Here is a 23,307-nt window from a genome sequence, read left to right as displayed (position 1 = left end):
TAAGAATAAGGAGAGCGGTGATGTCGAAAGTATGCATAATTGCCTGGGTTTTCGGGCGAGTTCAGGGGGTAGGCTTTCGCTATACCACGCAGTACGAAGCGAAAAAACTGGGATTAACCGGGTACGCCAAAAATCTTGACGATGGCAGCGTGGAAGTGGTTGCCTGCGGTGAAGAAGGGCAGGTGGAAAAATTAATGCAGTGGTTAAAGAGTGGCGGCCCGCGTTCTGCGCGTGTGGAACGGGTGCTCAGCGAGCCGCATCATCCCTCGGGGGAATTAACCGATTTTCGTATCCGTTAAATACATTTTACCGGTTTTGGCAGGCCAGCAATTTTGGTGGCTTGCTTAGCCGGACCTTTCGGAAACAGTCGGTATAAATATCGGCTGTTACCTTTTTCTTCGCCAAATTTATTCGCCATCGCTTTTACCAGCATACGAATTGCCGGAGAAGTATTAAATTCCAGATAGAAATCACGCACAAAACGCACCACTTCCCAGTGTTCTGGCGACAGCGAAATCCCTTCGTTCTCTGCAATCACCACTGCCAGCGGCTCACTCCACTGGCTGCTTTCTTTGAGATAGCCTTCGGTATCGGTCTCTATCTCTTTACCTTCGAAGATCAGCATAATTATTACTACCTTAATCAGACTGGCGGCAGTGTAACAAAAAACAAAGCCCCGCATAAAGCGAGGCTATGAAAGTGTTAGCGGGTGAGATTAATCGCGGCTGGCGAAGCCCAGAATGCTCAGCAGGCTGACGAAGATGTTGTACAGCGACACATACAGGCTAACCGTGGCACGAATGTAGTTCGTTTCACCGCCATGAATGATGTTGCTGGTTTCAAACAGAATTGCGCCAGAGGAGATCAGAATGAATACCGCACTGATTGCCAGATGCAGGGCAGGCAGTTGCAGGAAGATATTCGCTACCATTCCAATCAGTACCACCACAATACCCGCCATCAGCATACCGCCGAGGAACGACATATCTTTGCGGGTGGTCAGCACATAGGCAGAGCAGCAGAAGAACACTAACGCCGTGCCGCCCAGTGCCATAGCGATTACGTCGCCCATTCCGGCAGACAGATAGGTGTTCAGAATCGGGCCGAGGATATAACCCAGAAAACCGGTAAAGGCGAACGCGGAGATAATCCCGGTCGGCTTATTCGCCGTTTTATAGGTCAGGAACATCAAACCATACATACCTACCAGCGTCAGAATCAGACCCGGAGATGGTAGCATCAGAACCGTACTGGCCGTCGCGGTAATCGCAGAAAAGGCCAGCGTCAGGCTCAGCAAGAAATAGGTATTACGCAGCACCTTATGGGTGCTAAGTAGCGATGTACGGTCATGTGAAGAACTAACTATACGATCCATGGAGTCACTCTCTATGACAGGTGTAATTAATAAAGCAGCATAATGATATTGCCGAAAGCTACCCAGAGGTTTTACCCATCTTTACGCATTTGATCTGGAACAGGTTTAGCAAAGACAGATTAAGTCATTGGGATGGCATAACGGCATGGCGATTTTGACAGGTAAAAGAAAAAGGGGTTAGCATTTAGCTAACCCCTTATCTTATTTGGCGGAAGCGCAGAGATTCGAACTCTGGAACCCTTTCGGGTCGCCGGTTTTCAAGACCGGTGCCTTCAACCGCTCGGCCACACTTCCGGAATGACGCGAACTATAAACATCCCGATGCGTCGTGTAAACCCCCAATGTGTTTGTTTGCCTGAAAAACAGACAAAATCGTGTTGATTGCGTGAAATAACAGCAATTTGCGCATTCCATCGCCATAAAAATCGCTTCATAACCTTCCTGCGGCAAACCTTAAGGAAAATAAGGTTCATTTTTATCGCTAAAAGATAAATCCACACACTCTGTGTTGTTTTGTGCAAAAGTTTCACTACGCTTTATTAACAATACTTTCTGGCGACGTGCGCCAGTGCAGAAGGATGAGCTTTCGTTTTCTGTCTCTCTCGTGAAGCGATGGTTTGCCTTGCTCCAGGGACGTCGCTTGCCGACCAAAAGCGCCCGGCACTCCAGTCGGTGTCGCAAGGAGAAGAGACGTGCTATATGAATAACGAGGAAACCTTTTACCAGGCTATGCGACGTCAGGGGGTTACCCGGCGAAGTTTTCTTAAATATTGCAGTCTGGCTGCCACGTCGCTGGGATTAGGCGCGGGGATGGCACCAAAGATTGCCTGGGCGCTGGAGAATAAACCGCGCATTCCAGTGGTGTGGATCCACGGTCTTGAATGCACCTGCTGTACCGAATCTTTTATCCGTTCTGCTCATCCGCTGGCGAAGGATGTCATTCTTTCCCTTATTTCTCTCGACTACGACGATACTCTGATGGCTGCCGCAGGCACTCAGGCAGAGGAAGTCTTTGAAGACATCATCACGCAATACAACGGCAAATATATCCTCGCAGTAGAAGGTAACCCGCCGCTGGGCGAGCAGGGGATGTTCTGTATCAGTAGCGGTCGACCGTTTATTGAGAAACTCAAACGTGCAGCTGCCGGAGCCAGTGCAATTATTGCCTGGGGCACCTGTGCGTCCTGGGGCTGTGTGCAAGCCGCCCGACCCAATCCGACGCAGGCCACCCCCATCGACAAAGTCATCACCGACAAACCGATCATTAAAGTGCCCGGCTGCCCGCCGATCCCGGATGTGATGAGCGCCATCATTACTTACATGGTGACATTCGATCGTCTGCCGGATGTCGACAGAATGGGGCGTCCGCTGATGTTCTACGGTCAGCGAATCCACGATAAATGCTATCGCCGCGCTCACTTTGATGCCGGAGAGTTCGTCCAGAGTTGGGATGATGACGCCGCGCGTAAAGGTTACTGCCTGTACAAAATGGGCTGCAAAGGGCCTACCACCTATAACGCCTGTTCCTCCACACGCTGGAATGATGGCGTTTCTTTCCCAATCCAGTCTGGTCATGGCTGCCTGGGCTGTTCTGAAAATGGTTTCTGGGATCGCGGTTCGTTCTATAGCCGCGTGGTCGATATTCCGCAGATGGGAACGCACTCTACCGCCGATACCGTGGGCTTAACCGCGCTTGGTGTCGTGGCTGCGGCTGTTGGCGTACATGCAGTCGCCAGCGCCGTTGACCAGCGCAGACGTCATAACCAGCAACTTGCAGAAGCCGAACAACAGCCGGGCAACGAGGATAAACAGGCATGAGCACTCAGTACGAAACTCAGGGATACACCATCAACAATGCCGGACGCCGCCTGGTGGTCGACCCGATTACGCGCATCGAAGGTCATATGCGCTGCGAAGTGAATATTAACGATCAGAATGTGATCACCAATGCTGTTTCCTGCGGCACTATGTTTCGCGGGCTGGAGATCATCCTGCAAGGCCGCGATCCGCGTGATGCGTGGGCGTTCGTTGAGCGTATCTGCGGCGTCTGCACTGGCGTACACGCTCTGGCTTCGGTCTATGCAATTGAGGATGCCATCGGCATTAAAGTGCCGGACAACGCCAATATCATCCGTAATATTATGCTGGCGACGCTCTGGTGCCACGACCATCTGGTGCACTTCTATCAGCTCGCCGGGATGGACTGGATAGATGTGTTAGATGCGCTGAAAGCCGACCCACGGAAAACGTCAGAACTGGCGCAAAGCCTCTCCTCGTGGCCGAAATCATCCCCTGGCTATTTCTTCGACGTACAAAACCGCCTGAAGAAATTTGTTGAAGGCGGGCAGTTGGGGATCTTCCGCAATGGCTACTGGGGGCACCCGCAGTACAAACTGCCGCCGGAAGCCAACCTGATGGGCTTTGCCCACTATCTCGAAGCCCTCGATTTCCAGCGGGAGATCGTCAAAATTCACGCCGTTTTTGGTGGTAAAAACCCGCATCCGAACTGGATTGTCGGCGGGATGCCGTGCGCCATTAACATTGACGAAAGCGGCGCGGTCGGGGCGGTTAATATGGAACGCCTGAACCTGGTTCAGTCGATCATTACCCGCACGGAGGACTTCATTAACAACGTGATGATCCCCGACGCCTTAGCCATCGGTCAGTTCAACAAACCGTGGAGTGAAATCGGCACTGGTCTTTCTGATAAATGCGTCCTTAGCTACGGCGCATTCCCGGATATTGCCAACGACTTTGGCGAGAAAAGTCTGCTGATGCCTGGTGGTGCGGTAATCAATGGCGACTTCAACAATGTGCTGCCAGTGGATTTGGTTGATCCGCAGCAGGTGCAGGAGTTTGTCGATCACGCCTGGTATCGGTATCCCAACGATCAGGTTGGGCGTCATCCTTTTGATGGTATTACCGACCCGTGGTACAACCCGGGCGATGTTAAAGGTAGCGACACCAACATTCAGCAGCTGAATGAACAGGAACGTTACTCGTGGATCAAAGCGCCACGCTGGCGCGGTCATGCGATGGAAGTGGGGCCGCTGGCGCGCACGTTAATCGCCTACCACAAAGGCGATGCTGCGACCGTTGAGTCTGTCGATCGCATGATGTCGGCGCTGAACCTGCCGCTTTCTGGCATCCAGTCAACGTTAGGCCGCATTCTGTGCCGCGCGCACGAAGCACAGTGGGCCGCAGGTAAGTTGCAGTACTTCTTCGACAAGCTGATGACCAACCTGAAAAACGGCAATCTCGCCACTGCCTCCACTGAAAAATGGGAGCCTGCGACCTGGCCGAAAGAGTGCCGTGGCGTCGGCTTTACCGAAGCGCCGCGCGGGGCGTTAGGTCACTGGGCCGCCATTCGCGATGGCAAGATTGATCTCTACCAGTGCGTGGTGCCGACCACCTGGAACGCCAGCCCGCGCGATCCCAAAGGGCAGATTGGCGCTTATGAAGCGGCGCTGATGAACACCAAAATGGCGATTCCCGAGCAACCGCTGGAGATCCTGCGTACTCTGCACAGCTTTGACCCGTGCCTCGCCTGTTCAACACACGTGCTGGGCGACGACGGTAGCGAGCTTATCTCCGTGCAGGTGCGTTAACAGCGAAGGAGAATCATCATGCAAGAGAAAAGCGACAACGTTGTCAGCCACTATGTCTTTGAAGCGCCAGTCCGTATCTGGCACTGGCTGACGGTGTTATGCATGGCGGTGTTGATGGTCACCGGTTACTTTATCGGTAAGCCGCTGCCTTCGGTCAGCGGCGAGGCGACGTATCTGTTCTATATGGGCTACATCAGGTTAATTCACTTCAGCGCCGGAATGATTTTTACCGTGATATTGCTGATGCGGATTTACTGGGCGTTCGTGGGTAATCGCTATTCACGCGAGCTTTTCATTGTGCCGGTATGGCGTAAAAGCTGGTGGCTGGGCGTGTGGTATGAAATCCGCTGGTATCTGTTTCTGGCAAAACGCCCGAGTGCCGACATCGGTCATAACCCCATCGCCCAGGCGGCGATGTTCGGCTATTTCCTGATGTCGGTCTTTATGATCGTCACCGGTTTTGCGCTGTTCAGCGAACACAGCCAGTATGCCATTTTCGCGCCGTTCCGTTATGTAGTGGAGTTTTTCTACTGGACGGGCGGCAACTCGCTGGACATTCACAGCTGGCATCGGCTGGGGATGTGGCTAATTGGTGCGTTTGTGATCGGTCATGTCTATATGGCGCTGCGTGAAGACATCATGTCTGATGACACGGTGATCTCCACGATGGTGAATGGTTACCGCAGCCACAAGTTTTTTAAAGTCAAAAGCAACAAGGAGCGTTCATGAGCGAGCAGCGCGTGGTGGTGATGGGGCTGGGCAACCTGCTATGGGCCGATGAAGGTTTCGGTGTGCGGGTGGCGGAACGGCTATATGCACATTATCACTGGCCCGAAAACGTGGAGATTGTCGATGGCGGCACTCAGGGGCTGAATTTGTTGGGCTACGTTGAAAGCGCCAGTCATTTGTTGATCCTCGATGCCATTGATTATGGGCTGGAGCCAGGAACGCTACGGACATATGCCGGAGAGCGCATTCCGGCATACCTTAGCGCAAAGAAAATGAGTCTGCACCAGAACAGTTTCTCCGAAGTGCTGGCGCTGGCGGATATTCGTGGACATTTGCCTGAACAAATCGCCCTGGTCGGGCTGCAACCGGCAATGCTCGACGACTACGGTGGCAGCCTGAGCGAACTGGCACGTGAACAACTGCCAGCAGCAGAACAGTTGGCGCTGGCGCAACTGGCAGAGTGGGGAATCGTGCCGCATCTGGCAGAGGAATCACGCTGTCTCAACTATGACTGTCTGTCGATGGAAAATTATGAAGGCGTTCGCTTACGCCAGTACCGGATGAGCCTGGAGGAGCAGGGATGATCAATGACTCTCCTTTTAATGCGTTGTGGCAGCGTATGCTGGCGCGCGGCTGGACACCTGTCACAGAATCCAGCCTTGATGACTGGTTATCGCAGGCACCAGACGGCGTAGTGCTGTTAAGCAGCGATCCGAAACGCACGCCGGAGGTCGGTGATAATCCGATAATAATTGGCGAATTATTGCGCGAATTTCCAGACTATGCGTGGCAGGTGGCGGTAGCCGATCTTGCGCAGAGCGAGGCTATCGGCGATCGCTTTGGTGTTTTTCGCTTTCCCGCCACACTGGTGTTTACCGGCGGTAGCTATCGCGGCGTGCTGAATGGTATTCACCCATGGACGGAGTTGATAAACCTGATGCGTGGGCTTGTCGAACCGCAACAGGAGCGTGCCTCATGAGTGACACTTTTTTCCATTTACTGGGGCCAGGAACGCAACCTGATGACGACAGTTTCAGTATGAATCCGCTGCCGATCACCTGCCAGGTGAATGATGAACCGAGCATGGCGGCCCTGGAGCAATGTGCTCACAGCCCGCAGGTGATTGTGCTGTTAAACGAACTGCAACAACAGCTAAGCCAACGTATCCCCCCTTTGGGCGAGGTGCTGGCAGTCGATCTGTTCAATCTCAACGCTTACGATCGCCACTTTATCAATACGCTTCTCGGGGAAGGGGAAGTGTCAGTTCGCATCCAACACGTTGATGGCAGTGAAAGTGAAATTCAGGAGGCAATTTTTTGCGGATTATGGCGAGTGCGCAGACGTCGCGGAGAGCAGTTACTGGAAGACCGTCTGGAGACTGGCTGCGCGCCGCTGCCTTTGTGGCAGGCGGCAACGCAAAACGTCTTGCCGACAGATTCGCTGTTACCGCCACCCATCGATGGCCTGATGAACGGACTGCCGCTGGCTCATGAATTGCTGGCGCATGTGCGTAACCCTGACACGCAGCCGCACAGTATTAACCTGACGCAATTGCCCATCAGCGAGGCTGACCGACTTTTTCTGTCGCGCCTTTGCGGGGAGGGGAATATTCAGATTCGCACCATTGGCTATGGCGAGAGCTATATCAACGCCACCGGGTTACGCCATGTCTGGCATTTACGTTGCACGGACACCCTAAAAGGCCCGCTGCTTGAGAGTTATGAAATCTGCCCTATACCGGAAGTTGTGCTGGCAGCGCCGGAAGATTTGGCTGATTCTGCGCAGCGGTTGGGCGAGGTGTGTCAGTGGCTGGTGGAAAACGAGCAACAGTGAAAACGGCGGCAAATGTCGCTTTCAGTCTTATGAATATCGCAATCAGCGAATACGACCACCTACAAACTGTAAGGATAAAAAGGGAGATCTACTATTAAAGGGTTATTTCCCTCTCTTCGCCTACAGGAGTTCGCATGTGGGATGTTATTGATTTATCGCGCTGGCAGTTTGCACTGACCGCGCTGTACCACTTTTTATTCGTGCCCCTTACCCTGGGGCTGATTTTTTTGCTGGCTATCATGGAAACCATTTACGTGGTCACCGGCAAAACAGTCTACCGCGATATGACGCGTTTCTGGGGTAAGCTTTTCGGTATCAACTTCGCTCTCGGTGTGGCCACCGGCCTGACGATGGAGTTTCAGTTTGGTACTAACTGGTCATTCTATTCCAACTATGTGGGCGACATTTTTGGCGCACCGCTGGCGATGGAAGCATTAATGGCCTTTTTCCTCGAATCCACCTTTGTCGGTCTGTTCTTCTTCGGCTGGCAACGGCTGAATAAATACCAGCATCTGCTGGTGACCTGGCTGGTGGCATTCGGTTCCAATATCTCCGCATTGTGGATTTTGAATGCCAACGGGTGGATGCAGTTCCCGACCGGCGCGCATTTCGATATCGACACCCTGCGTATGGAGATGACCAGTTTCAGCGATCTGGTTTTTAACCCTGTCAGCCAGGTGAAATTTGTCCATACGGTGATGGCGGGCTATGTGACCGGGGCCATGTTTATTATGGCGATCAGCGCCTGGTATTTACTGCGCGGACGGGAGCGTGATGTTGCGCTACGTTCGTTCGCCATCGGCTCGGTCTTTGGCACACTGGCGATAATCGGCGCGCTGCAACTTGGAGACAGTTCTGCTTATGAAGTCGCACGCGTTCAGCCGGTAAAACTGGCCGCAATGGAAGGGGAGTGGCAAACCGAACCCGCACCTGCGCCGTTCCATCTCGTTGCCTGGCCGGAACAGGATCAAGAACGTAATGCCTTTGCCATCAAAATTCCCGCACTGTTAGGGATCCTCGCCACTCACTCATTAGATAAGCCCGTACCCGGGCTGAAAAATTTGATGGCTGAAACCTACCCACGATTGCAACGCGGACGTATGGCCTGGCTGCTGATGCAGGAGATCTCGCAAGGTAACCGGGAGCCGCATGTGTTGCAGGCATTCCGGGAGTTGGAAAGCGACCTTGGTTACGGCATGTTGCTCTCCCGCTATGCGCCGGATATGAATCATGTCACACCGGCGCAGTATCAGGCAGCAATGCGTGGCGCTATTCCACAGGTTGCGCCGGTGTTCTGGAGTTTCCGCATCATGGTGGGCTGCGGTTCGCTGCTGTTACTGGTAATGCTGATTGCGCTCGTTCAGACGCTGCGCGGTAAAATTGACCAGCATCGTTGGGTGCTGAAAATGACGCTCTGGAGTTTGCCGCTGCCGTGGATTGCCATTGAAGCCGGGTGGTTTATGACCGAGTTTGGTCGTCAGCCGTGGGCGATTCAGGACATCTTACCGACATACTCCGCGCACTCCGCGTTAACCACGGGACAACTGGCTTTCTCACTGATCATGATCGTAGGGCTTTATACCCTGTTCTTAATCGCCGAAGTCTACCTGATGCAGAAATATGCCCGTCTGGGGCCGAGCGCGATGCAGAGTGAACAACCGACGCAGCAACAGGGGTAAAGGAGAGAATCATGTTTGATTATGAAACATTGCGCTTCATCTGGTGGCTGCTGATTGGCGTCATCCTGGTGGTCTTTATGATCTCCGATGGATTTGACATGGGGATTGGCTGTCTGTTGCCGCTGGTGGCGCGTAATGATGATGAACGTCGGGTATTGATTAACAGCGTTGGCGCACACTGGGAAGGCAACCAGGTCTGGTTGATTCTTGCGGGCGGTGCATTATTTGCCGCCTGGCCCAGAGTCTATGCAGCGGCGTTTTCCGGCTTTTATGTGGCGATGATTCTGGTGCTGTGCTCGCTGTTCTTTCGCCCGCTGGCTTTTGATTATCGTGGAAAAATCGCTGATGCGCGCTGGCGTAAAATGTGGGATGCCGGTCTGGTCATCGGTAGCCTGGTGCCGCCGGTAGTCTTCGGTATCGCGTTCGGCAATTTGTTACTTGGCGTGCCGTTTGTCTTCACGCCGCAATTACGCGTGGAGTACCTCGGTTCTTTCTGGCAATTGCTGACACCGTTCCCATTACTGTGTGGTTTGCTCAGTCTGGGCATGGTGATTTTACAAGGTGGCGTCTGGTTGCAACTAAAAACGGTCGGAGCTATTCACCTGCGTTCGCAACTGGCGACCAAACGCGCTGCGCTGTTGGTCATGCTGTGCTTTTTGCTGGCGGGGTACTGGCTGTGGGTGGGTATTGATGGCTTTGTATTGCTCGCCCAGGATGTTAACGGCCCGTCCAATCCGTTAATGAAACTGGTTACAGTACTGCCCGGTGCCTGGATGAATAATTTTGTTGAATCGCCGATTTTGTGGATCTTCCCGCTGCTGGGTTTTTTCTGCCCATTACTGACGGTGATGGCTATTTATCGGGGTCGCCCCGGTTGGGGATTTCTGCTGGCCTCATTGATGCAATTTGGCGTTATCTTCACGGCGGGCATCACGCTGTTTCCGTTTGTCATGCCTTCGAGCATCAGTCCGATCTCCAGCCTGACGCTGTGGGACAGCACCTCTAGTCAGCTGACGTTGAGCATTATGTTAGTAATTGTGCTGATATTTTTGCCTATTGTGTTGCTCTACACTGTATGGAGCTACTACAAAATGTGGGGGCGCATGACAACTGAAACGCTTCGCCGTCACGATAGTGAGCTGTACTAAGGAGGGATGATCAATGTGGTATTTATTGTGGTTCGTCGGAATTTTGTTGATGTGTTCACTCTCCACCGTGGTGTTGGTATGGCTGGAACCGCGTCTGAAAGGTTGATTTGACGCACAACAAACGTAGGCCTGATGAGACGCATCAACGTCGCATCAGGCAATAATGCGAAACATGAAAAACGGAAACCTGGCGATGAAAGCGATTTTGATCCCCTTTTTTTCTCTTTTGCTTCCGTTAACTCCGCTACCTGCATTTGCTCAGGGGGCGCCGGAACTGAAGCTGGAAAGTGTGGTGATTGTCAGCCGTCATGGTGTGCGAGCACCCACCAAATCTACGCAAATCATGCAGGACGTTACTCCAGACACCTGGCCTGGCTGGCCGGTGAAACTGGGTTGGCTGACACCACGAGGCGGTGAGCTGATCTCTTATCTCGGACATTACCAACGCCAACGCCTGGTGGCTGACGGTTTGCTGGCAAAAAATGGTTGCCCGAAAGCTGGGCAGGTCGCGATTATTGCCGATGTTGACGAGCGCACTCGTAAAACAGGCGAAGCCTTTGCTGCCGGGCTGGCTCCCGACTGTGCAATAACCGTACATACTCAGTCAGACACTTCCCGTCCCGATCCGTTATTTAATCCCCTGAAAACCGGTGTTTGCCAACTGGATAAAGTGAACGTGACTGAGGCGATTCTCAGCAGGGCAGGCGGCTCTCTCGTTGATTTTACCGATCATCGGCAAACGGCATTTCACGAACTGGAGCGGGTACTCAATTTTCCGCAATCAAGTCTGTGCCTCAAACGAGAGAAACAAGACGAAAGCTGTTCGTTCACGCAGGCATTGCCCTCTGAACTCAAGGTGAGTGCTGATAACGTCTCATTAACGGGTGCGGTAAGCCTCGCATCCATGCTGACGGAGATATTTCTCCTGCAACAAGCACAGGGAATGCCGGAGCCTGGCTGGGGACGAATTACTGATTCACATCAGTGGAACACCTTGTTAAGCCTGCATAATGCGCAGTTTTATTTGCTGCAACGTACCCCGGATGTGGCTCGTCGTCGTGCCACACCGCTGTTGGATTTAGTTCTGACGGCGTTGACGCCAAACAACCCGCAAAAATCGAACTATGGAATTACGCTGCCGACTTCACTGTTGTTTATTGCCGGGCATGATACCAACCTGGCGAATCTGGGGGGGGCACTGAAGCTTAACTGGACGCTGCCGGGTCAACCGGATAACACCCCGCCGGGTGGTGAACTGGTATTTGAACGCTGGCGGCGGCTAAGTGATAACAGTCAATGGATTCAGGTTTCGCTGGTATTCCAGACCTTGCAGCAGATGCGTGATAAAACGCCGCTATCGCTAAAAACGCCGCCTGGAGAGGTAAAACTGACACTGGCAGAATGTGAGGAGAGAAACGCGCAGGGCATGTGTTCACTGGCGGATTTTACGCAAATAGTGAATGAAGCGCGTATTCCGGCATGTAGTTTACATCAGGATAAATAAACATTTGCCGCTGTTGGTCCTCGCAGGCCATTTACGCGGCAAAATTCTACGCGTAATCCTGGGATGAGCACTTCTGCGTCGCGGGGACTGAATGCGGAAACATGAACCTGGACTTCTTTACGACCGTCGGAGGGGATGATGAATCCTTTGCCGCTTTTGCGATCAAAGGTTTTGACAATTCCTGTCATTTTACGGGACAAACAAATTCCTTACTAAAAATACTGCGCCGCACTATACGGTGTTAATAAAATAAAGCCAGCGATATTTAAGACCGCCGGACGGCTAAAATAAAATTTGCTTAATCATATTTATCATGCGTTAATAGCTGCGTCGGTTTGAAAGACAGACAGCATACAAAGTAGTTTACTAAAGCAGTTCTCATTATCAGGCATTATCCCCTTCTTTTGAGTCTCTCTCCTGAACACTAAGTAGTTTCTGTAATAAAGCCCTGTTTGCCGAAAGGCTCAAAATGAAGGAAGTAAAATATGTCTAATAAAATGACTGGTTTAGTAAAATGGTTTAACGCAGATAAAGGTTTTGGCTTTATCACTCCTGATGATGGCAGCAAGGACGTTTTCGTTCATTTCACCGCCATCCAGAGCAATGAATTCCGCACGCTGAATGAAAATCAGAAAGTCGAATTTTCTATTGAGCAGGGGCAACGTGGTCCCTCGGCAGCGAACGTTGTTACGCTCTAAGGTTGCCGTTATTACTCAACATCTCCATTTCCGCTGTCCATGTTGTCATGGTTCACAGTACCGCACATCGGCATTCGATGTGACGGAGCGAAACCCTTTGGGCGCTAAGTGTATTTTTTGTAAATCGACGATGATCACCTTTGATAACGTTGCCTTGCAAATACGCACTGATCATGCGCCGCTGGATTTCACAAAATAATATCAGGCTCCCTCGCGGAGCCTTTTTTATATCTTCTGTTTGCACTTATCCCTGTACGCATATTGAGCGATAACCTACTGATTATTGAATCTTTCATGCAGATGGCTTATAACATTTCTAACCTGACCAGGGGATCGGAACCAACACCTTGCTGGCGTGTTGCTGTCTTTTAAGACCAGAAGAGGTTAACAGTGAATATTGAAGAGCTAAAAAAACAAGCCGAAACGGAAATCTCCGACTTTATTGCGCAAAAAATCGCCGAATTGAGTAAGAACACAGGGAAAGAAGTCTCTGAAATTCGCTTTACTGCGCGGGAGAAAATGACCGGGCTTGAAGGTTATGACGTCAAAATCAAAATAATGTGATTTTGTGAACATCACCCCGTGCGAGGTGATGTTCCGCTTGTTGCTAATTTAGTGACCAATCATTGGCGCTTGTGGAATTAAGCGTCGATACAATTCTTCTGGCACCGGGCTTTGCCATACACCCGCATACATCGCATATCCAATCACCGCAAACATAATCCCCAGAACCAATAGCGTCATTAACCAGCCAGACAACGCAAAGGCCTTTTTATTTGCCGCAGGTTTTTGCAGCGAAAAAGTTAATGTTGAAGTGACCGGACATGACTCTACGCAAGTCATACAGCCGGTACATTCCACTGTTCGTACCTGAATTAATTTATCGACCGGGATCCGTGATGGGCAATTTTTTGCGCATTTGCCACAATCGATACAACTTTCGGCATTGCGACGAATCTTAAACGGCGAAAATAACGAAACCACGCCCATCAGCGCGCCATATGGGCAAAGATAACGACACCAGGCATGGCGAATAAATAGGCTGGCAATCAGCAAAACGGTCACGCTGATTAATGTCGCGGTTCCCATATGACGAAAGAAATCGAGCATTTTAACGTCCATCACCACGCTGTAGGGCGATAGCATAAAATAGTGAATTGCCTGAGCGGGCATCAATAACGCGATATAGAGAAAAAAACTCAACAGCAAATACTTCACTGCGCGCAGAGGAATATCCAGCCAGCGGGGAAGGGCAAATTGCCGACCAAACAGTTTTTTCCCGAGATCGCCGATTAATTCAGAAAGCGTACCAATCGGGCATAACCATGAACAAAAGGCCTTTTTCAGCAACAGACTGATGATGATAAAAGCGACCAGCAACAGCATCGCGGCGGCATGGACGGAAGGTAGCTGGCCTGTTTCAAAGCTATATTTCAGATTCATCAGGCCGGCAATCGGTAGCCAGCCTTCGATGCCTCCTGGTCTGGCGACAAATGTCGTACTACCTGCCGTTTCGTAATAGCGCACCCAGTACCAGAAGGTGACGGCAATATAAATATTGATTGCTAACAGTAATAATTGCGTCGCTTTACGCCAGGTCGTGGCATTACGCCAGTCATTCCACGGTAATTTGCCGCCCGTCGTGCCTGGCCGCCGCTGCCAGCGGGTTCTTTTTTTCTCTGTCATGATTTTGCCAGCCCGTTAAGTTGCATACTAAATGCCACTATTATAAATATTCTTAACTGGCTGATATTGATTCAAATCGCGTTCAGATCTTTCTTATTCAACCACGCTTCCAGAGCGGCAACACTGCGTGTAATTTCTTCGTGTGGGAGGGGCGCAGATAATGGCTGCTGCTCCAGTTGCGCGCATAGCTGGCTGGCGCTACGCATTCCCAGACTCGCGCAGCTGCTTTTTAGCTGGTGCGCGGCACGTTTAATTTTTTCGCCGTCCTGCCTGGCGCGGGCTGCGTCTATTTCATCGAGAAGTGGCAGGGCATGTTGTTTAAATAATGTCAGCCATTCGCGAATACTCTCCGTCCCCATTAACTGAGCATCTTCATGGAGTTGCGATACATCCAGCGATTGATCTTTATTGGTTTGCAGTTGGAGATAGTGCGCCAGTAACTGACCGAGCACTTCACGCGGCACTGGTTTAGGGATAATCCCGCGAAAGAGCGAACTGGTTCGCTGGCGCAGCGTTTCGTCGATGACATGGGCGCTAAAGCCAATCAAAACCAGCGACGGATATTGCTGTACCAGTTGTCGGGCAAGGGTAATGCCGTCGATATCCGGCAGATCAAAATCCACCAGTGCGGCAGCAAATGGTTCACTATTTTGCAGCGTTTCTATCGCCTGCGCGGCATTGCCAACAGCCACGACCTGCGCACCACTGGTGTTTAGCATCTCAACGGTAATTCGCTGGGTTAGCGGGTTATCTTCAATTAACAGCAAACGTAAACCGTCCAGACGTACCGCCTGATTGACTGTTTTTGGCACGGGGGCAGTGGCAACACGTAACGGCAAGCGTAAACAAAAACAGCTTCCAGCCCCCGGCGTGCTGGTGGCGCTCAGTTCGCCGCCCATCGCCTGAGCCAGACTGCTACTGATAGTCAGCCCCAGCCCGGTACCGCCGCGTTTGCCGCTTACCTGAACAAATGGCTGGAATATTTCTGCCAGTTTCGCGGGATCAATACCGCAGCCGCTGTCTTCCACTTCGACCAACCATTGCTCGCCATCAGTGCGACTGCGCAGGACGATCTGCCCCTCGTCAGTGAAACGCACGGCGTTGCTCAACAAGTTGGTAATAACCTGGCGAATACGTCGCGGATCGCCCATTAACGCGCTCGGTACATCGTTGGCAATTGCCGTTGCCAGGCGAATCGGGCGACCTTTCACCCGCCCGCTCATTAATTGCAGGGTACTTTCCAGCAGCGGGCGTGGTTCAAAGGGTTCATTGCTGACCGAAACATTTTTGCCCCCCGCTTCGATAGCCGAATAATCGAGGATATCGTTAAGGATGGTCAGCAGCGATTCGCCGGAGTCGGTAATTGCCCGCAAATCATCACGCTGGGCGTTAAGTGCGGGGTTATCTGCCAGCAGTTGCGCGGTGCCGAGAATACCGTACAGCGGTGTGCGGATCTCATGGCTCATTGCCGCCAGAAACGCAGATTTTGCCTGGCTGGCTTTTTCGGCTTCCGCACGAGCCTGTCGATGTTCTACCACCAGTTCCTGTAATTCAGCCGTGCGCGCTTTTACTTGTGCCGCCAGCTGTTCGCGCTGGCGATTCAGCGCATGAACGCTGCTGCGAAACGCATCCATCAGCCGCCCGATGGTATCCAGCTCCCGCACGCCAGCGGTTTCCGGAAAAGGGGAGTCGATATCACCGTCCAGCAGTCGTTGCAGCGCCTGCGTTTGTTCGGCAAGTGGACGCGTGACTGAGCGATAAACCACGCGCCAGAGGATCAGAATCAGTGCGCAAAGTGAAACTATTCCCAGCAATACCAGGCTGTATTGCCCGCGTGCACTGGCTTTTTCGAGATGCGCCAGTCCGTGCTGATTGCGCAGCTCAATGGTGTCGACCAGCTGACTGACTTCACTACTAAACTGCGCGAACTGGGCGATGTTATTTTGGGCGAGAGTTTGCAGGTGATTGCTGATTTCACTGTCCTGCTGATACAGCGCCAGCAAATCGCTATATTGGCTAACGGTAGTTAACGTTGTCGCAACCTGAGCACGAACACCCGGATCTTCAATGCGTATTTGCCGACGTTGCAGAATTTTCACCGCATTATTGAGCTGCTTTTCCAGCGTTGGCGAATTTTTCTGGATCAGTTCCAGCCCCAGATTCATCACCATTTGCTGCACCCGCAGGGCGCTAAGGCGCAGTTCATTCATCTGGTTAACATACTCAAGATCGATATCAATCAGCCTGTCGAGTGCGCTTTCGGCGGCCTGACGCTGATGTTGTTCGATCAAATCGTAAATCCCGGCCTGGGTAGCTCCGGCGGAGGTGGCCGCATTATTCGCCTGACCTTGCGCCAGGCGTGCGATTTCATCGGCGGCGGCGACTATCTGCTGACTGAGTTGCTGTTGTTGCTGGCGCAGTTGCAAACGCTGCCCCACCAGCTCCCCTTGTTGACGTAACGAACGGGAAATCTCCTGCTCCTGTTGTTCAATAGCGGTGGTATCAAAACCTTGTTCCCGTAATGCTTGCAGCAACGCATTAATCTTCAGGCTTTGTGCGGTGAGCATTCGCCCCTGCGCCTGCCACATCTTTTCGTTATCGGCACTGGTCAGGTTCTGCGCGGCGAAAAGTTCCCAGGCGCTGGCTTCGCTCAACTGGCGCGCCATATTCATGGTAGGAATCAATGCCTGAGTGTTGTCTTTTTCCACCTGGCTGATAAAGCGCAGGTTGTACCATCCCACCAGGGTACTGGTCAGGGTTAACAGCGCCATCAGGGCAAAGCCCATCCAGAGCCTTCGGGTCAGGGTTAAATTCACGGTCGGTGTACTTAAGGTGAAAAATGTTGAGTCGCAAAGCGGAATACATCTAGCATAAAGCCTTATTATTGATGAGGCTATCATGCGCGTACTGCTATTTTTACTTCTTTCCCTTTTCATGTTGCCGGCATTTTCGGCTGATAACCTGTTGCGCTGGCATGATGCGCAGCATTTCACGGTGCAACCCTTTACGCCGCTTAAAGCCAAACGCGCATGGAAACTGTGCGCGCTTTACCCCAGCCTGAAAGATTCATACTGGTTATCGTTGAACTATGGAATGCAGGAGGCTGCTCGCCGCTACGGTGTGGATTTAAAAGTGCTGGAGGCAGGCGGCTACAGCCAGTTAGCTACCCAGCAGGCGCAAATCGACCAGTGTAAGCAATGGGGCGCAGAGGCCATTTTGCTCGGTAGTAGCACGACGTCATTTCCCGATCTGCAAAAGCAGGTAGCAAGTCTGCCGGTGATCGAACTGGTGAATGCCATTGACGACTCACAGATAAAAAGCCGCGTTGGTGTGCCCTGGTTTCAAATGGGCTATCAACCAGGACGATATCTGGTGCAATGGGCGCACGGTAAACCACTGAACGTGCTGTTGATGCCCGGCCCCGATAACGCCGGGGGCAGTAAGGAGATGGTAGAGGGGTTTCGCGCAGCCATTGCCGGAAGCCCGGTGCGTATTGTCGATATTGCGCTCGGCGACAACGATATTGAAATCCAGCGTAACCTGTTGCAGGAAATGCTGGAGCGCCATCCAGAAATCGACGTCGTTGCCGGAACGGCCATTGCGGCAGAGGCGGCAATGGGTGAAGGGCGTAACCTGAAAACGCCGCTTACCGTGGTGTCGTTTTATCTTTCACATCAGGTGTATCGCGGGCTGAAGCGGGGAAGAGTGATTATGGCTGCCAGCGATCAAATGGTCTGGCAGGGGGAACTGGCAGTTGAGCAGGCCATCAGGCAATTACAGGGGCAATCGGTGTCTGATAATGTCAGCCCACCGATTTTAGTTCTGACGCCGAAAAATGCCGACCGTGAACATATCCGCCGCTCGCTGTCGCCAGGGGGATTTCGTCCGGTCTATTTTTATCAGCACACATCAGCGGCTAAGAAATAACCTTCGCCATGTTGCGTCACCAGTAAATCTGCGCTGAGTTTATGACGTAAACGACGAATTAACACATCGACGGTGCGCAGGTCAGGGTTTTCCACCCGACGCGCAGAAAGCATACGCAGCAGACGTTCACGGCTGAGAATTTCGCCCGGATTCGTCACAAATGCCACCAACATTTCATACTCTGCGCGGGTCAGTTTAATCGGCTCGCCATCCCGCTCCAGCGTATGGCGCGACACATTCAGGCAATAACCCGCAAAGCGATAGCAGTTGTCCTGAGTGTGCGGTTGAGCTTGTCGCGCGAGGTCGATTCGCCAGAGCAGATTTTTTACCCGTACTACCAGTTCGCGCAGTTCCAGCGGTTTGGTGACGTAATCGTCTGCGCCCATTTCCAGCCCAACAATACGGTCAATTCGATCGCTGCGTCCGGTAACCAGAATAATCCCCACCGTCGAACGTTCCCGCAGGGCGCGGGTTAACATCAGGCCATTTTCATCGGGCAAGTTGATATCCAGCAGAATTAAATCCACCGGCTGATTCTGCATAATTTCCCGCAGCCCGGCACCGCTCGCCGTAACGGAAACGGTATACCCCTCCTGAGTGAAGTAGGATTGTAATCGTGCCTGGGTAACCGGTTCATCTTCAACAATAACAATGTGATGTGGCATCAGAGGGTTTTACTCATTCTGTTCATATCTGTTCATATTCTGCCGTAAGCCGTTCATCCTGACCAGTGCCGCTGTTCATATTTACTCATTAAGATCGCTTCACTAAACCATAATTTTACAGGGGCTATTATGCGGAAACTCTGGAACGCGCTACGCCGACCCAGTGCTCGTTGGTCGGTACTGGCGCTGGTCGCTATTGGGATTGTGATTGGCATTGCGCTGATTGTATTGCCACACGTTGGGATCAAAGTCACCAGCACAACCGAATTTTGTGTCAGTTGCCACAGTATGCAACCGGTGTATGAAGAATATAAACAGTCGGTGCATTTCCAGAACGCCTCCGGCGTGCGAGCTGAATGCCATGACTGTCATATCCCGCCGGATATTACAGGCATGGTGAAGCGCAAACTGGAAGCGAGCAACGATATCTACCAGACCTTTATTGCCCACTCCATTGATACACCTGAAAAATTCGAAGCCAAACGCGCGGAACTTGCCGAGCGTGAATGGGCGCGAATGAAAGAAAACAACTCGGCAACCTGCCGCTCCTGCCATAACTACGATGCGATGGATCATGCGAAGCAGCATCCGGAAGCGGCACGTCAGATGAAGGTGGCAGCGAAAGATAATCAATCTTGCATCGACTGTCATAAAGGTATTGCCCACCAGTTACCGGATATGAGTAGCGGCTTCCGTAAGCAGTTCGACGAGTTGCGCGCCAGTGCTAATGACAGTGGTGACACGCTGTACTCTATTGATATTAAGCCGATTTATGCGGCGAAAGGCGATAAAGAAGCGTCTGGTTCACTGCTGCCTGCTTCGGAAGTGAAAGTCCTTAAACGTGACGGCGACTGGCTGCAAATTGAGATTACCGGCTGGACAGAAAGCGCCGGACGTCAGCGTGTACTCACCCAGTTCCCAGGCAAACGCATCTTTGTTGCCTCGATTCGTGGTGATGTGCAGCAGCAGGTGAAAACGCTGGAGAAAACCACCGTTACCGACACCAATACCGAGTGGAGCAAGTTACAGGCCACCGCGTGGATGAAGAAAGGCGACATGGTGAACGATATCAAACCGATCTGGGCTTATGCGGATTCGTTGTACAACGGCACCTGTAACCAGTGCCACGGCGCACCGGAAATCTCCCACTTTGACGCTAATGGTTGGATCGGCACGCTCAACGGCATGATTGGCTTTACCAGCCTCGATAAACGTGAAGAACGCACCTTGTTGAAATATCTGCAAATGAATGCGTCTGACACCGCAGGTAAGGCTCACGGCGATAAGAAGGAAGAAAAATAATGAACAATAACGATCTCTTTCAGGCATCACGTCGGCGTTTTCTGGCGCAGCTCGGCGGCTTAACCGTCGCCGGGATGTTGGGGCCGTCATTGTTAACGCCGCGCCGTGCGACTGCGGCGCAAGCGGCTACTGAGGCCGTCACCTCGAAAGAGGGCATTCTGACCGGATCGCACTGGGGGGCTATCCGCGCGACGGTGAAGGATGGTCGCTTTGTGGCGGCAAAACCGTTCGAACTGGATAAATATCCGTCGAAAATGATCGCCGGATTGCCGGATCACGTACACAACGCGGCGCGTATTCGTTATCCGATGGTACGCGTGGACTGGCTGCGTAAGCGCCATCTCAGCGATACCTCCCAGCGCGGTGATAACCGTTTTGTGCGCGTGAGCTGGGATGAAGCCCTCGACATGTTCTATGAAGAACTGGAACGCGTGCAGAAAACTCACGGGCCGAGTGCCTTGCTGACCGCCAGTGGTTGGCAATCGACGGGGATGTTCCATAACGCTTCGGGGATGCTGGCGAAAGCTATTGCCTTGCATGGTAATAGCGTGGGTACGGGCGGAGATTACTCTACCGGTGCTGCGCAGGTGATCCTGCCGCGCGTAGTCGGTTCGATGGAAGTGTATGAACAGCAAACCTCCTGGCCGCTGGTATTGCAGAACAGCAAAACCATTGTGCTGTGGGGCTCCGATTTGCTGAAAAACCAGCAAGCGAACTGGTGGTGCCCGGATCACGATGTTTATGAATATTACGAGCAGCTAAAAGCGAAAGTCGCCGCCGGTGAAGTTGTGGTCATCAGCATCGATCCGGTTGTCACATCCACCCATGAGTATCTGGGGCGCGAGCATGTGAAGCACATTGCGGTTAACCCGCAAACTGACGTGCCGCTGCAACTGGCGCTGGCACATACGCTGTACAGTGAAAACCTGTACGACAAAAACTTCCTCGCTAACTACTGTGTGGGTTTTGAGCAGTTCCTGCCGTATCTGCTGGGTGAGAAAGACGGTCAGCCGAAAGATGCCGCATGGGCTGAAAAACTGACCGGCATTGATGCCGAAACCATTCGTGGGCTGGCGCGGCAGATGGCGGCGAACAGAACGCAAATTATTTCTGGCTGGTGCGTGCAGCGTATGCAGCACGGTGAACAGTGGGCGTGGATGATTGTCGTTCTGGCGGCGATGCTGGGGCAAATTGGCCTGCCAGGTGGTGGCTTTGGTTTTGGCTGGCACTATAACGGCGCAGGCACGCCGGGGCGTAAAGGCGTTATTCTGAGTGGTTTCTCCGGCTCTACGTCGATTCCGCCTGTTCACGATAACAGTGACTACAAAGGCTACAGCAGCACCATTCCGATTGCCCGTTTTATCGATGCGATCCTCGAACCGGGGAAAGTGATCAACTGGAACGGTAAATCGGTAAAACTGCCGCCGCTGAAAATGTGTATTTTTGCCGGAACTAACCCGTTCCATCGCCATCAGCAGATCAACCGCATTATTGAAGGCTGGCGCAAGCTGGAAACGGTTATCGCCATAGATAACCAGTGGACCTCAACCTGCCGCTTTGCCGACATCGTGCTGCCTGCGACCACGCAGTTTGAGCGTAACGATCTCGACCAGTACGGCAACCACTCCAACCGTGGCATTATCGCCATGAAACAGGTCGTGCCGCCGCAGTTCGAGGCGCGCAACGACTTTGATATTTTCCGCGAGCTGTGCCGCCGCTTTAATCGCGAAGAAGCCTTTACCGAAGGACTGGACGAAATGGGCTGGCTGAAACGCATCTGGCAGGAAGGTGTACAACAAGGCAAAGGACGCGGCGTTCATCTGCCAGCGTTTGATGACTTCTGGAATAACAAAGAGTACGTCGAGTTTGACCATCCGCAGATGTTTGTTCGCCACCAGGCATTCCGCGAAGATCCGGATCTCGAACCGCTGGGCACGCCGAGTGGCCTGATTGAGATCTACTCGAAAACCATCGCCGATATGAACTACGACGATTGTCAGGGGCATCCGATGTGGTTTGAGAAAATCGAACGTTCCCACGGTGGACCCGGCTCGCAGAAGTATCCGTTGCATCTGCAATCTGTGCATCCCGATTTCCGACTTCACTCACAGTTATGTGAATCTGAAACCCTGCGTCAGCAATATACGGTAGCGGGTAAAGAGCCAGTATTTATTAGCCCGCAGGATGCCAGTGCGCGCGGTATTCGTAACGGTGATGTGGTACGCGTGTTTAACGCTCGCGGTCAGGTGTTGGCAGGAGCAGTAGTTTCTGACCGCTATGCACCCGGCGTGGCGCGAATTCACGAAGGGGCATGGTACGATCCAGATAAAGGTGGCGAGCCTGGTGCGCTGTGCAAATACGGTAACCCCAACGTGTTGACCATCGACATCGGAACTTCGCAGCTGGCGCAGGCGACCAGTGCACACACTACGCTGGTGGAAATTGAGAAGTACAACGGAACAGTGGAGCAGGTGACGGCGTTTAACGGCCCCGTGGAGATGGTGGCGCAGTGCGAATATGTTCCGGCGTCGCAGGTGAAATCATGACCACGCTGACAGCACAACAGATTGCCTGTGTTTACGCCTGGCTGGCGCAGTTGTTCTCCCGTGAACTGGACGATGAACAACTGACGCAAATCGCCAGTGCGCAGATGGCTGAATGGTTTTCGTTGCTGAAAAGCGAACCGCCGCTCACAGCGGCGGTGAATGATCTGGAAAACCGTATTGCCACGCTGACAGTACGTGACGATGCTCGTCTGGAACTGGCCGCTGACTTTTGCGGCCTGTTTCTGATGACCGACAAACAAGCCGCGCTGCCGTATGCATCGGCCTACAAACAGGACGAGCAAGAGATTAAACGCTTGTTAGTTGAGGCGGGGATGGAAACCAGCGGCAATTTCAACGAACCGGCAGATCATCTGGCGATCTATCTCGAGTTGTTGAGTCATCTGCATTTTTCGCTGGGAGAGGGGACCGTTCCTGCGCGAGGAATCGAAAGTTTGCGGCAAAAAACACTGACGGCGCTGTGGCGCTGGTTACCGGAGTTTGCTGCGCGTTGCCGTCAGTATGATAGCTTTGGTTTTTACGCGGCACTAAGCCAGTTATTGCAGGTGTTGGTGGAGTGCGACAACCAAAAGAGATAATGCCGATTTGT

The 23,307-nt window shown here is 52.5% G+C and carries 25 protein-coding genes, 1 tRNA gene and 1 pseudogene; 20 read left to right on the top strand and 7 right to left on the bottom strand.

Annotated features, from left to right (window positions below; all coding sequences use genetic code 11):
- The first annotated feature begins 20 nt into the window (after positions 1 to 20).
- Positions 21 to 299, top strand: a complete 279-nt coding sequence (gene yccX, locus FC814_RS00545; protein WP_024212532.1) for an acylphosphatase — start codon at positions 21 to 23, stop codon at positions 297 to 299.
- On the opposite strand, the gene tusE is transcribed toward yccX, so the two are convergent.
- From tusE to FC814_RS00530, 3 genes are all read right to left on the bottom strand, one after another.
- Positions 296 to 625, bottom strand: coding sequence for a sulfurtransferase TusE (gene tusE, locus FC814_RS00540; RefSeq protein ID WP_000904442.1), 330 nt, complete (start codon positions 623 to 625; stop codon positions 296 to 298). The two genes, yccX and tusE, sit on opposite strands and share 4 nt — an antisense overlap.
- Before the next feature lie 90 nt (positions 626 to 715).
- Positions 716 to 1,375 carry an FtsH protease modulator YccA gene (gene yccA, locus FC814_RS00535; protein WP_000375136.1) on the bottom strand — a complete coding sequence of 220 codons (660 nt, stop codon included), beginning with the start codon at positions 1,373 to 1,375 and terminating at the stop codon, positions 716 to 718.
- 206 nt (positions 1,376 to 1,581) lie between these two features.
- Positions 1,582 to 1,669, bottom strand: a tRNA-Ser gene (locus FC814_RS00530).
- A 405-nt stretch (positions 1,670 to 2,074) separates the two neighbouring features.
- Between FC814_RS00530 and hyaA the strand changes: the two genes are divergently transcribed.
- The 10 genes from hyaA to FC814_RS00475 all read left to right on the top strand — a co-directional run bounded on the left by hyaA (position 2,075) and on the right by FC814_RS00475 (position 11,876).
- On the top strand, positions 2,075 to 3,193 hold the full coding sequence (hyaA, locus tag FC814_RS00520; RefSeq protein WP_010344442.1) for a hydrogenase 1 small subunit: 1,119 nt from the start codon (positions 2,075 to 2,077) through the stop codon (positions 3,191 to 3,193).
- Positions 3,190 to 4,983: a Ni/Fe-hydrogenase large subunit gene (hyaB, locus tag FC814_RS00515; RefSeq protein WP_137325360.1), complete on the top strand. Its 1,794-nt coding sequence runs from the start codon at positions 3,190 to 3,192 to the stop codon at positions 4,981 to 4,983. The genes hyaA and hyaB overlap by 4 nt, the downstream gene beginning before the upstream one ends.
- 18 nt (positions 4,984 to 5,001) lie before the next feature.
- Positions 5,002 to 5,712, top strand: coding sequence for a Ni/Fe-hydrogenase b-type cytochrome subunit (hyaC, locus tag FC814_RS00510; RefSeq protein ID WP_001156753.1), 711 nt, complete (start codon positions 5,002 to 5,004; stop codon positions 5,710 to 5,712).
- Positions 5,709 to 6,296, top strand: a complete 588-nt coding sequence (hyaD, locus tag FC814_RS00505; protein ID WP_000003650.1) for a hydrogenase 1 maturation protease — start codon at positions 5,709 to 5,711, stop codon at positions 6,294 to 6,296. Before hyaC ends, hyaD begins: the two co-directional genes overlap by 4 nt.
- A complete protein-coding gene (gene hyaE / locus FC814_RS00500) occupies positions 6,293 to 6,691 on the top strand; it encodes a hydrogenase-1 operon protein HyaE (protein ID WP_000606443.1) in 399 nt (132 codons plus the stop codon). Before hyaD ends, hyaE begins: the two co-directional genes overlap by 4 nt.
- On the top strand, positions 6,688 to 7,545 hold the full coding sequence (locus FC814_RS00495; protein ID WP_105289674.1) for a hydrogenase expression/formation protein: 858 nt from the start codon (positions 6,688 to 6,690) through the stop codon (positions 7,543 to 7,545). Before hyaE ends, FC814_RS00495 begins: the two co-directional genes overlap by 4 nt.
- 134 nt (positions 7,546 to 7,679) lie before the next feature.
- Positions 7,680 to 9,224, top strand: coding sequence for a cytochrome bd-II oxidase subunit 1 (gene appC, locus FC814_RS00490; protein WP_137325359.1), 1,545 nt, complete (start codon positions 7,680 to 7,682; stop codon positions 9,222 to 9,224).
- Positions 9,225 to 9,235: 11 nt separating this feature from the next.
- Complete coding sequence (appB, locus tag FC814_RS00485; RefSeq protein WP_032225462.1) at positions 9,236 to 10,372, top strand: cytochrome d ubiquinol oxidase subunit II; 1,137 nt, start codon at positions 9,236 to 9,238, stop codon at positions 10,370 to 10,372.
- A 13-nt stretch (positions 10,373 to 10,385) separates the two neighbouring features.
- Positions 10,386 to 10,478 carry a cytochrome bd-II oxidase subunit CbdX gene (cbdX, locus tag FC814_RS00480; protein ID WP_000270307.1) on the top strand — a complete coding sequence of 31 codons (93 nt, stop codon included), beginning with the start codon at positions 10,386 to 10,388 and terminating at the stop codon, positions 10,476 to 10,478.
- Positions 10,479 to 10,565: 87 nt separating this feature from the next.
- A complete protein-coding gene (locus tag FC814_RS00475) occupies positions 10,566 to 11,876 on the top strand; it encodes an AppA family phytase/histidine-type acid phosphatase (protein WP_024212534.1) in 1,311 nt (436 codons plus the stop codon).
- Here FC814_RS00475 and cspH read toward each other — a convergent pair.
- Positions 11,864 to 12,076 (bottom strand): cold shock-like protein CspH, encoded by a 213-nt coding sequence (gene cspH / locus FC814_RS00470; protein ID WP_000087767.1) that lies wholly within the window; start codon positions 12,074 to 12,076, stop codon positions 11,864 to 11,866. The two genes, FC814_RS00475 and cspH, sit on opposite strands and share 13 nt — an antisense overlap.
- Before the next feature lie 285 nt (positions 12,077 to 12,361).
- On the opposite strand from cspH, the gene cspG reads away from it, so the two are divergent.
- The 5 genes and pseudogenes from cspG to FC814_RS00445 all read left to right on the top strand — a co-directional run bounded on the left by cspG (position 12,362) and on the right by FC814_RS00445 (position 13,138).
- Positions 12,362 to 12,574, top strand: a complete 213-nt coding sequence (gene cspG, locus FC814_RS00465) for a cold shock protein CspG (protein ID WP_000066493.1) — start codon at positions 12,362 to 12,364, stop codon at positions 12,572 to 12,574.
- Between the two features lie 10 nt (positions 12,575 to 12,584).
- Positions 12,585 to 12,773, top strand: coding sequence for a cold-shock protein (locus FC814_RS00460; RefSeq protein ID WP_071524879.1), 189 nt, complete (start codon positions 12,585 to 12,587; stop codon positions 12,771 to 12,773).
- Positions 12,748 to 12,946, top strand: a pseudogene (locus tag FC814_RS22950) (cold-shock protein). The gene FC814_RS00460 and the pseudogene FC814_RS22950 overlap by 26 nt, the downstream one beginning before the upstream one ends.
- A complete protein-coding gene (locus FC814_RS23410) occupies positions 12,925 to 12,975 on the top strand; it encodes a hypothetical protein (RefSeq protein WP_135486412.1) in 51 nt (16 codons plus the stop codon). The pseudogene FC814_RS22950 and the gene FC814_RS23410 overlap by 22 nt, the downstream one beginning before the upstream one ends.
- Positions 12,965 to 13,138, top strand: a complete 174-nt coding sequence (locus FC814_RS00445) for an addiction module toxin, GnsA/GnsB family (RefSeq protein WP_001019200.1) — start codon at positions 12,965 to 12,967, stop codon at positions 13,136 to 13,138. The genes FC814_RS23410 and FC814_RS00445 overlap by 11 nt, the downstream gene beginning before the upstream one ends.
- Before the next feature lie 48 nt (positions 13,139 to 13,186).
- On the opposite strand, the gene FC814_RS00440 is transcribed toward FC814_RS00445, so the two are convergent.
- Both FC814_RS00440 and torS read right to left on the bottom strand, forming a co-directional pair.
- Positions 13,187 to 14,260 carry a 4Fe-4S binding protein gene (locus FC814_RS00440; protein ID WP_000136746.1) on the bottom strand — a complete coding sequence of 358 codons (1,074 nt, stop codon included), beginning with the start codon at positions 14,258 to 14,260 and terminating at the stop codon, positions 13,187 to 13,189.
- Between the two features lie 71 nt (positions 14,261 to 14,331).
- Positions 14,332 to 17,076 (bottom strand): TMAO reductase system sensor histidine kinase/response regulator TorS, encoded by a 2,745-nt coding sequence (gene torS, locus FC814_RS00435; RefSeq protein WP_137325358.1) that lies wholly within the window; start codon positions 17,074 to 17,076, stop codon positions 14,332 to 14,334.
- A gap of 82 nt (positions 17,077 to 17,158) precedes the next feature.
- On the opposite strand from torS, the gene torT reads away from it, so the two are divergent.
- Positions 17,159 to 18,187, top strand: coding sequence for a TMAO reductase system periplasmic protein TorT (torT, locus tag FC814_RS00430; RefSeq protein WP_137325357.1), 1,029 nt, complete (start codon positions 17,159 to 17,161; stop codon positions 18,185 to 18,187).
- On the opposite strand, the gene torR is transcribed toward torT, so the two are convergent.
- Positions 18,160 to 18,852, bottom strand: coding sequence for a two-component system response regulator TorR (gene torR, locus FC814_RS00425; RefSeq protein WP_001120112.1), 693 nt, complete (start codon positions 18,850 to 18,852; stop codon positions 18,160 to 18,162). The genes torT and torR overlap by 28 nt on opposite strands.
- A 129-nt stretch (positions 18,853 to 18,981) precedes the next feature.
- On the opposite strand from torR, the gene torC reads away from it, so the two are divergent.
- Genes torC through torD form a run of 3 tightly spaced genes read left to right on the top strand, consistent with a single transcriptional unit; the run spans position 18,982 to position 23,296 of the window.
- On the top strand, positions 18,982 to 20,154 hold the full coding sequence (torC, locus tag FC814_RS00420; RefSeq protein WP_137325356.1) for a pentaheme c-type cytochrome TorC: 1,173 nt from the start codon (positions 18,982 to 18,984) through the stop codon (positions 20,152 to 20,154).
- Entirely contained in the window at positions 20,154 to 22,700 is a 2,547-nt protein-coding gene (gene torA, locus FC814_RS00415) for a trimethylamine-N-oxide reductase TorA (protein WP_137325355.1), read from the top strand. Before torC ends, torA begins: the two co-directional genes overlap by 1 nt.
- Entirely contained in the window at positions 22,697 to 23,296 is a 600-nt protein-coding gene (gene torD / locus FC814_RS00410) for a molecular chaperone TorD (RefSeq protein ID WP_000209885.1), read from the top strand. Before torA ends, torD begins: the two co-directional genes overlap by 4 nt.
- The last annotated feature ends 11 nt before the right edge of the window (positions 23,297 to 23,307 follow it).

The sequence above is a fragment of the Escherichia sp. MR genome (assembly GCF_005280595.1).
GTDB classification, from domain to species: Bacteria; Pseudomonadota; Gammaproteobacteria; order Enterobacterales; family Enterobacteriaceae; genus Escherichia; species Escherichia ruysiae.
The sequence above is the reverse complement of the archived record's forward strand: the minus strand, read 5'-3'. Positions and strand labels throughout refer to the sequence as shown.

What these genes read in the sequence shown, in the direction of transcription:
- yccX (WP_024212532.1), top strand. Translation starts at nt 21, where the DNA reads ATGTCGAAAGTATGCATAATTGCCTGGGTTTTCGGGCGAGTTCAGGGG.
- tusE (WP_000904442.1), bottom strand. Translation starts at nt 625, where the DNA reads ATGCTGATCTTCGAAGGTAAAGAGATAGAGACCGATACCGAAGGCTAT.
- yccA (WP_000375136.1), bottom strand. Translation starts at nt 1,375, where the DNA reads ATGGATCGTATAGTTAGTTCTTCACATGACCGTACATCGCTACTTAGC.
- hyaA (WP_010344442.1), top strand. Translation starts at nt 2,075, where the DNA reads ATGAATAACGAGGAAACCTTTTACCAGGCTATGCGACGTCAGGGGGTT.
- hyaB (WP_137325360.1), top strand. Translation starts at nt 3,190, where the DNA reads ATGAGCACTCAGTACGAAACTCAGGGATACACCATCAACAATGCCGGA.
- hyaC (WP_001156753.1), top strand. Translation starts at nt 5,002, where the DNA reads ATGCAAGAGAAAAGCGACAACGTTGTCAGCCACTATGTCTTTGAAGCG.
- hyaD (WP_000003650.1), top strand. Translation starts at nt 5,709, where the DNA reads ATGAGCGAGCAGCGCGTGGTGGTGATGGGGCTGGGCAACCTGCTATGG.
- hyaE (WP_000606443.1), top strand. Translation starts at nt 6,293, where the DNA reads ATGATCAATGACTCTCCTTTTAATGCGTTGTGGCAGCGTATGCTGGCG.
- FC814_RS00495 (WP_105289674.1), top strand. Translation starts at nt 6,688, where the DNA reads ATGAGTGACACTTTTTTCCATTTACTGGGGCCAGGAACGCAACCTGAT.
- appC (WP_137325359.1), top strand. Translation starts at nt 7,680, where the DNA reads ATGTGGGATGTTATTGATTTATCGCGCTGGCAGTTTGCACTGACCGCG.
- appB (WP_032225462.1), top strand. Translation starts at nt 9,236, where the DNA reads ATGTTTGATTATGAAACATTGCGCTTCATCTGGTGGCTGCTGATTGGC.
- cbdX (WP_000270307.1), top strand. Translation starts at nt 10,386, where the DNA reads ATGTGGTATTTATTGTGGTTCGTCGGAATTTTGTTGATGTGTTCACTC.
- FC814_RS00475 (WP_024212534.1), top strand. Translation starts at nt 10,566, where the DNA reads ATGAAAGCGATTTTGATCCCCTTTTTTTCTCTTTTGCTTCCGTTAACT.
- cspG (WP_000066493.1), top strand. Translation starts at nt 12,362, where the DNA reads ATGTCTAATAAAATGACTGGTTTAGTAAAATGGTTTAACGCAGATAAA.
- FC814_RS00440 (WP_000136746.1), bottom strand. Translation starts at nt 14,260, where the DNA reads ATGACAGAGAAAAAAAGAACCCGCTGGCAGCGGCGGCCAGGCACGACG.
- torT (WP_137325357.1), top strand. Translation starts at nt 17,159, where the DNA reads ATGCGCGTACTGCTATTTTTACTTCTTTCCCTTTTCATGTTGCCGGCA.
- torR (WP_001120112.1), bottom strand. Translation starts at nt 18,852, where the DNA reads ATGCCACATCACATTGTTATTGTTGAAGATGAACCGGTTACCCAGGCA.
- torC (WP_137325356.1), top strand. Translation starts at nt 18,982, where the DNA reads ATGCGGAAACTCTGGAACGCGCTACGCCGACCCAGTGCTCGTTGGTCG.
- torA (WP_137325355.1), top strand. Translation starts at nt 20,154, where the DNA reads ATGAACAATAACGATCTCTTTCAGGCATCACGTCGGCGTTTTCTGGCG.
- torD (WP_000209885.1), top strand. Translation starts at nt 22,697, where the DNA reads ATGACCACGCTGACAGCACAACAGATTGCCTGTGTTTACGCCTGGCTG.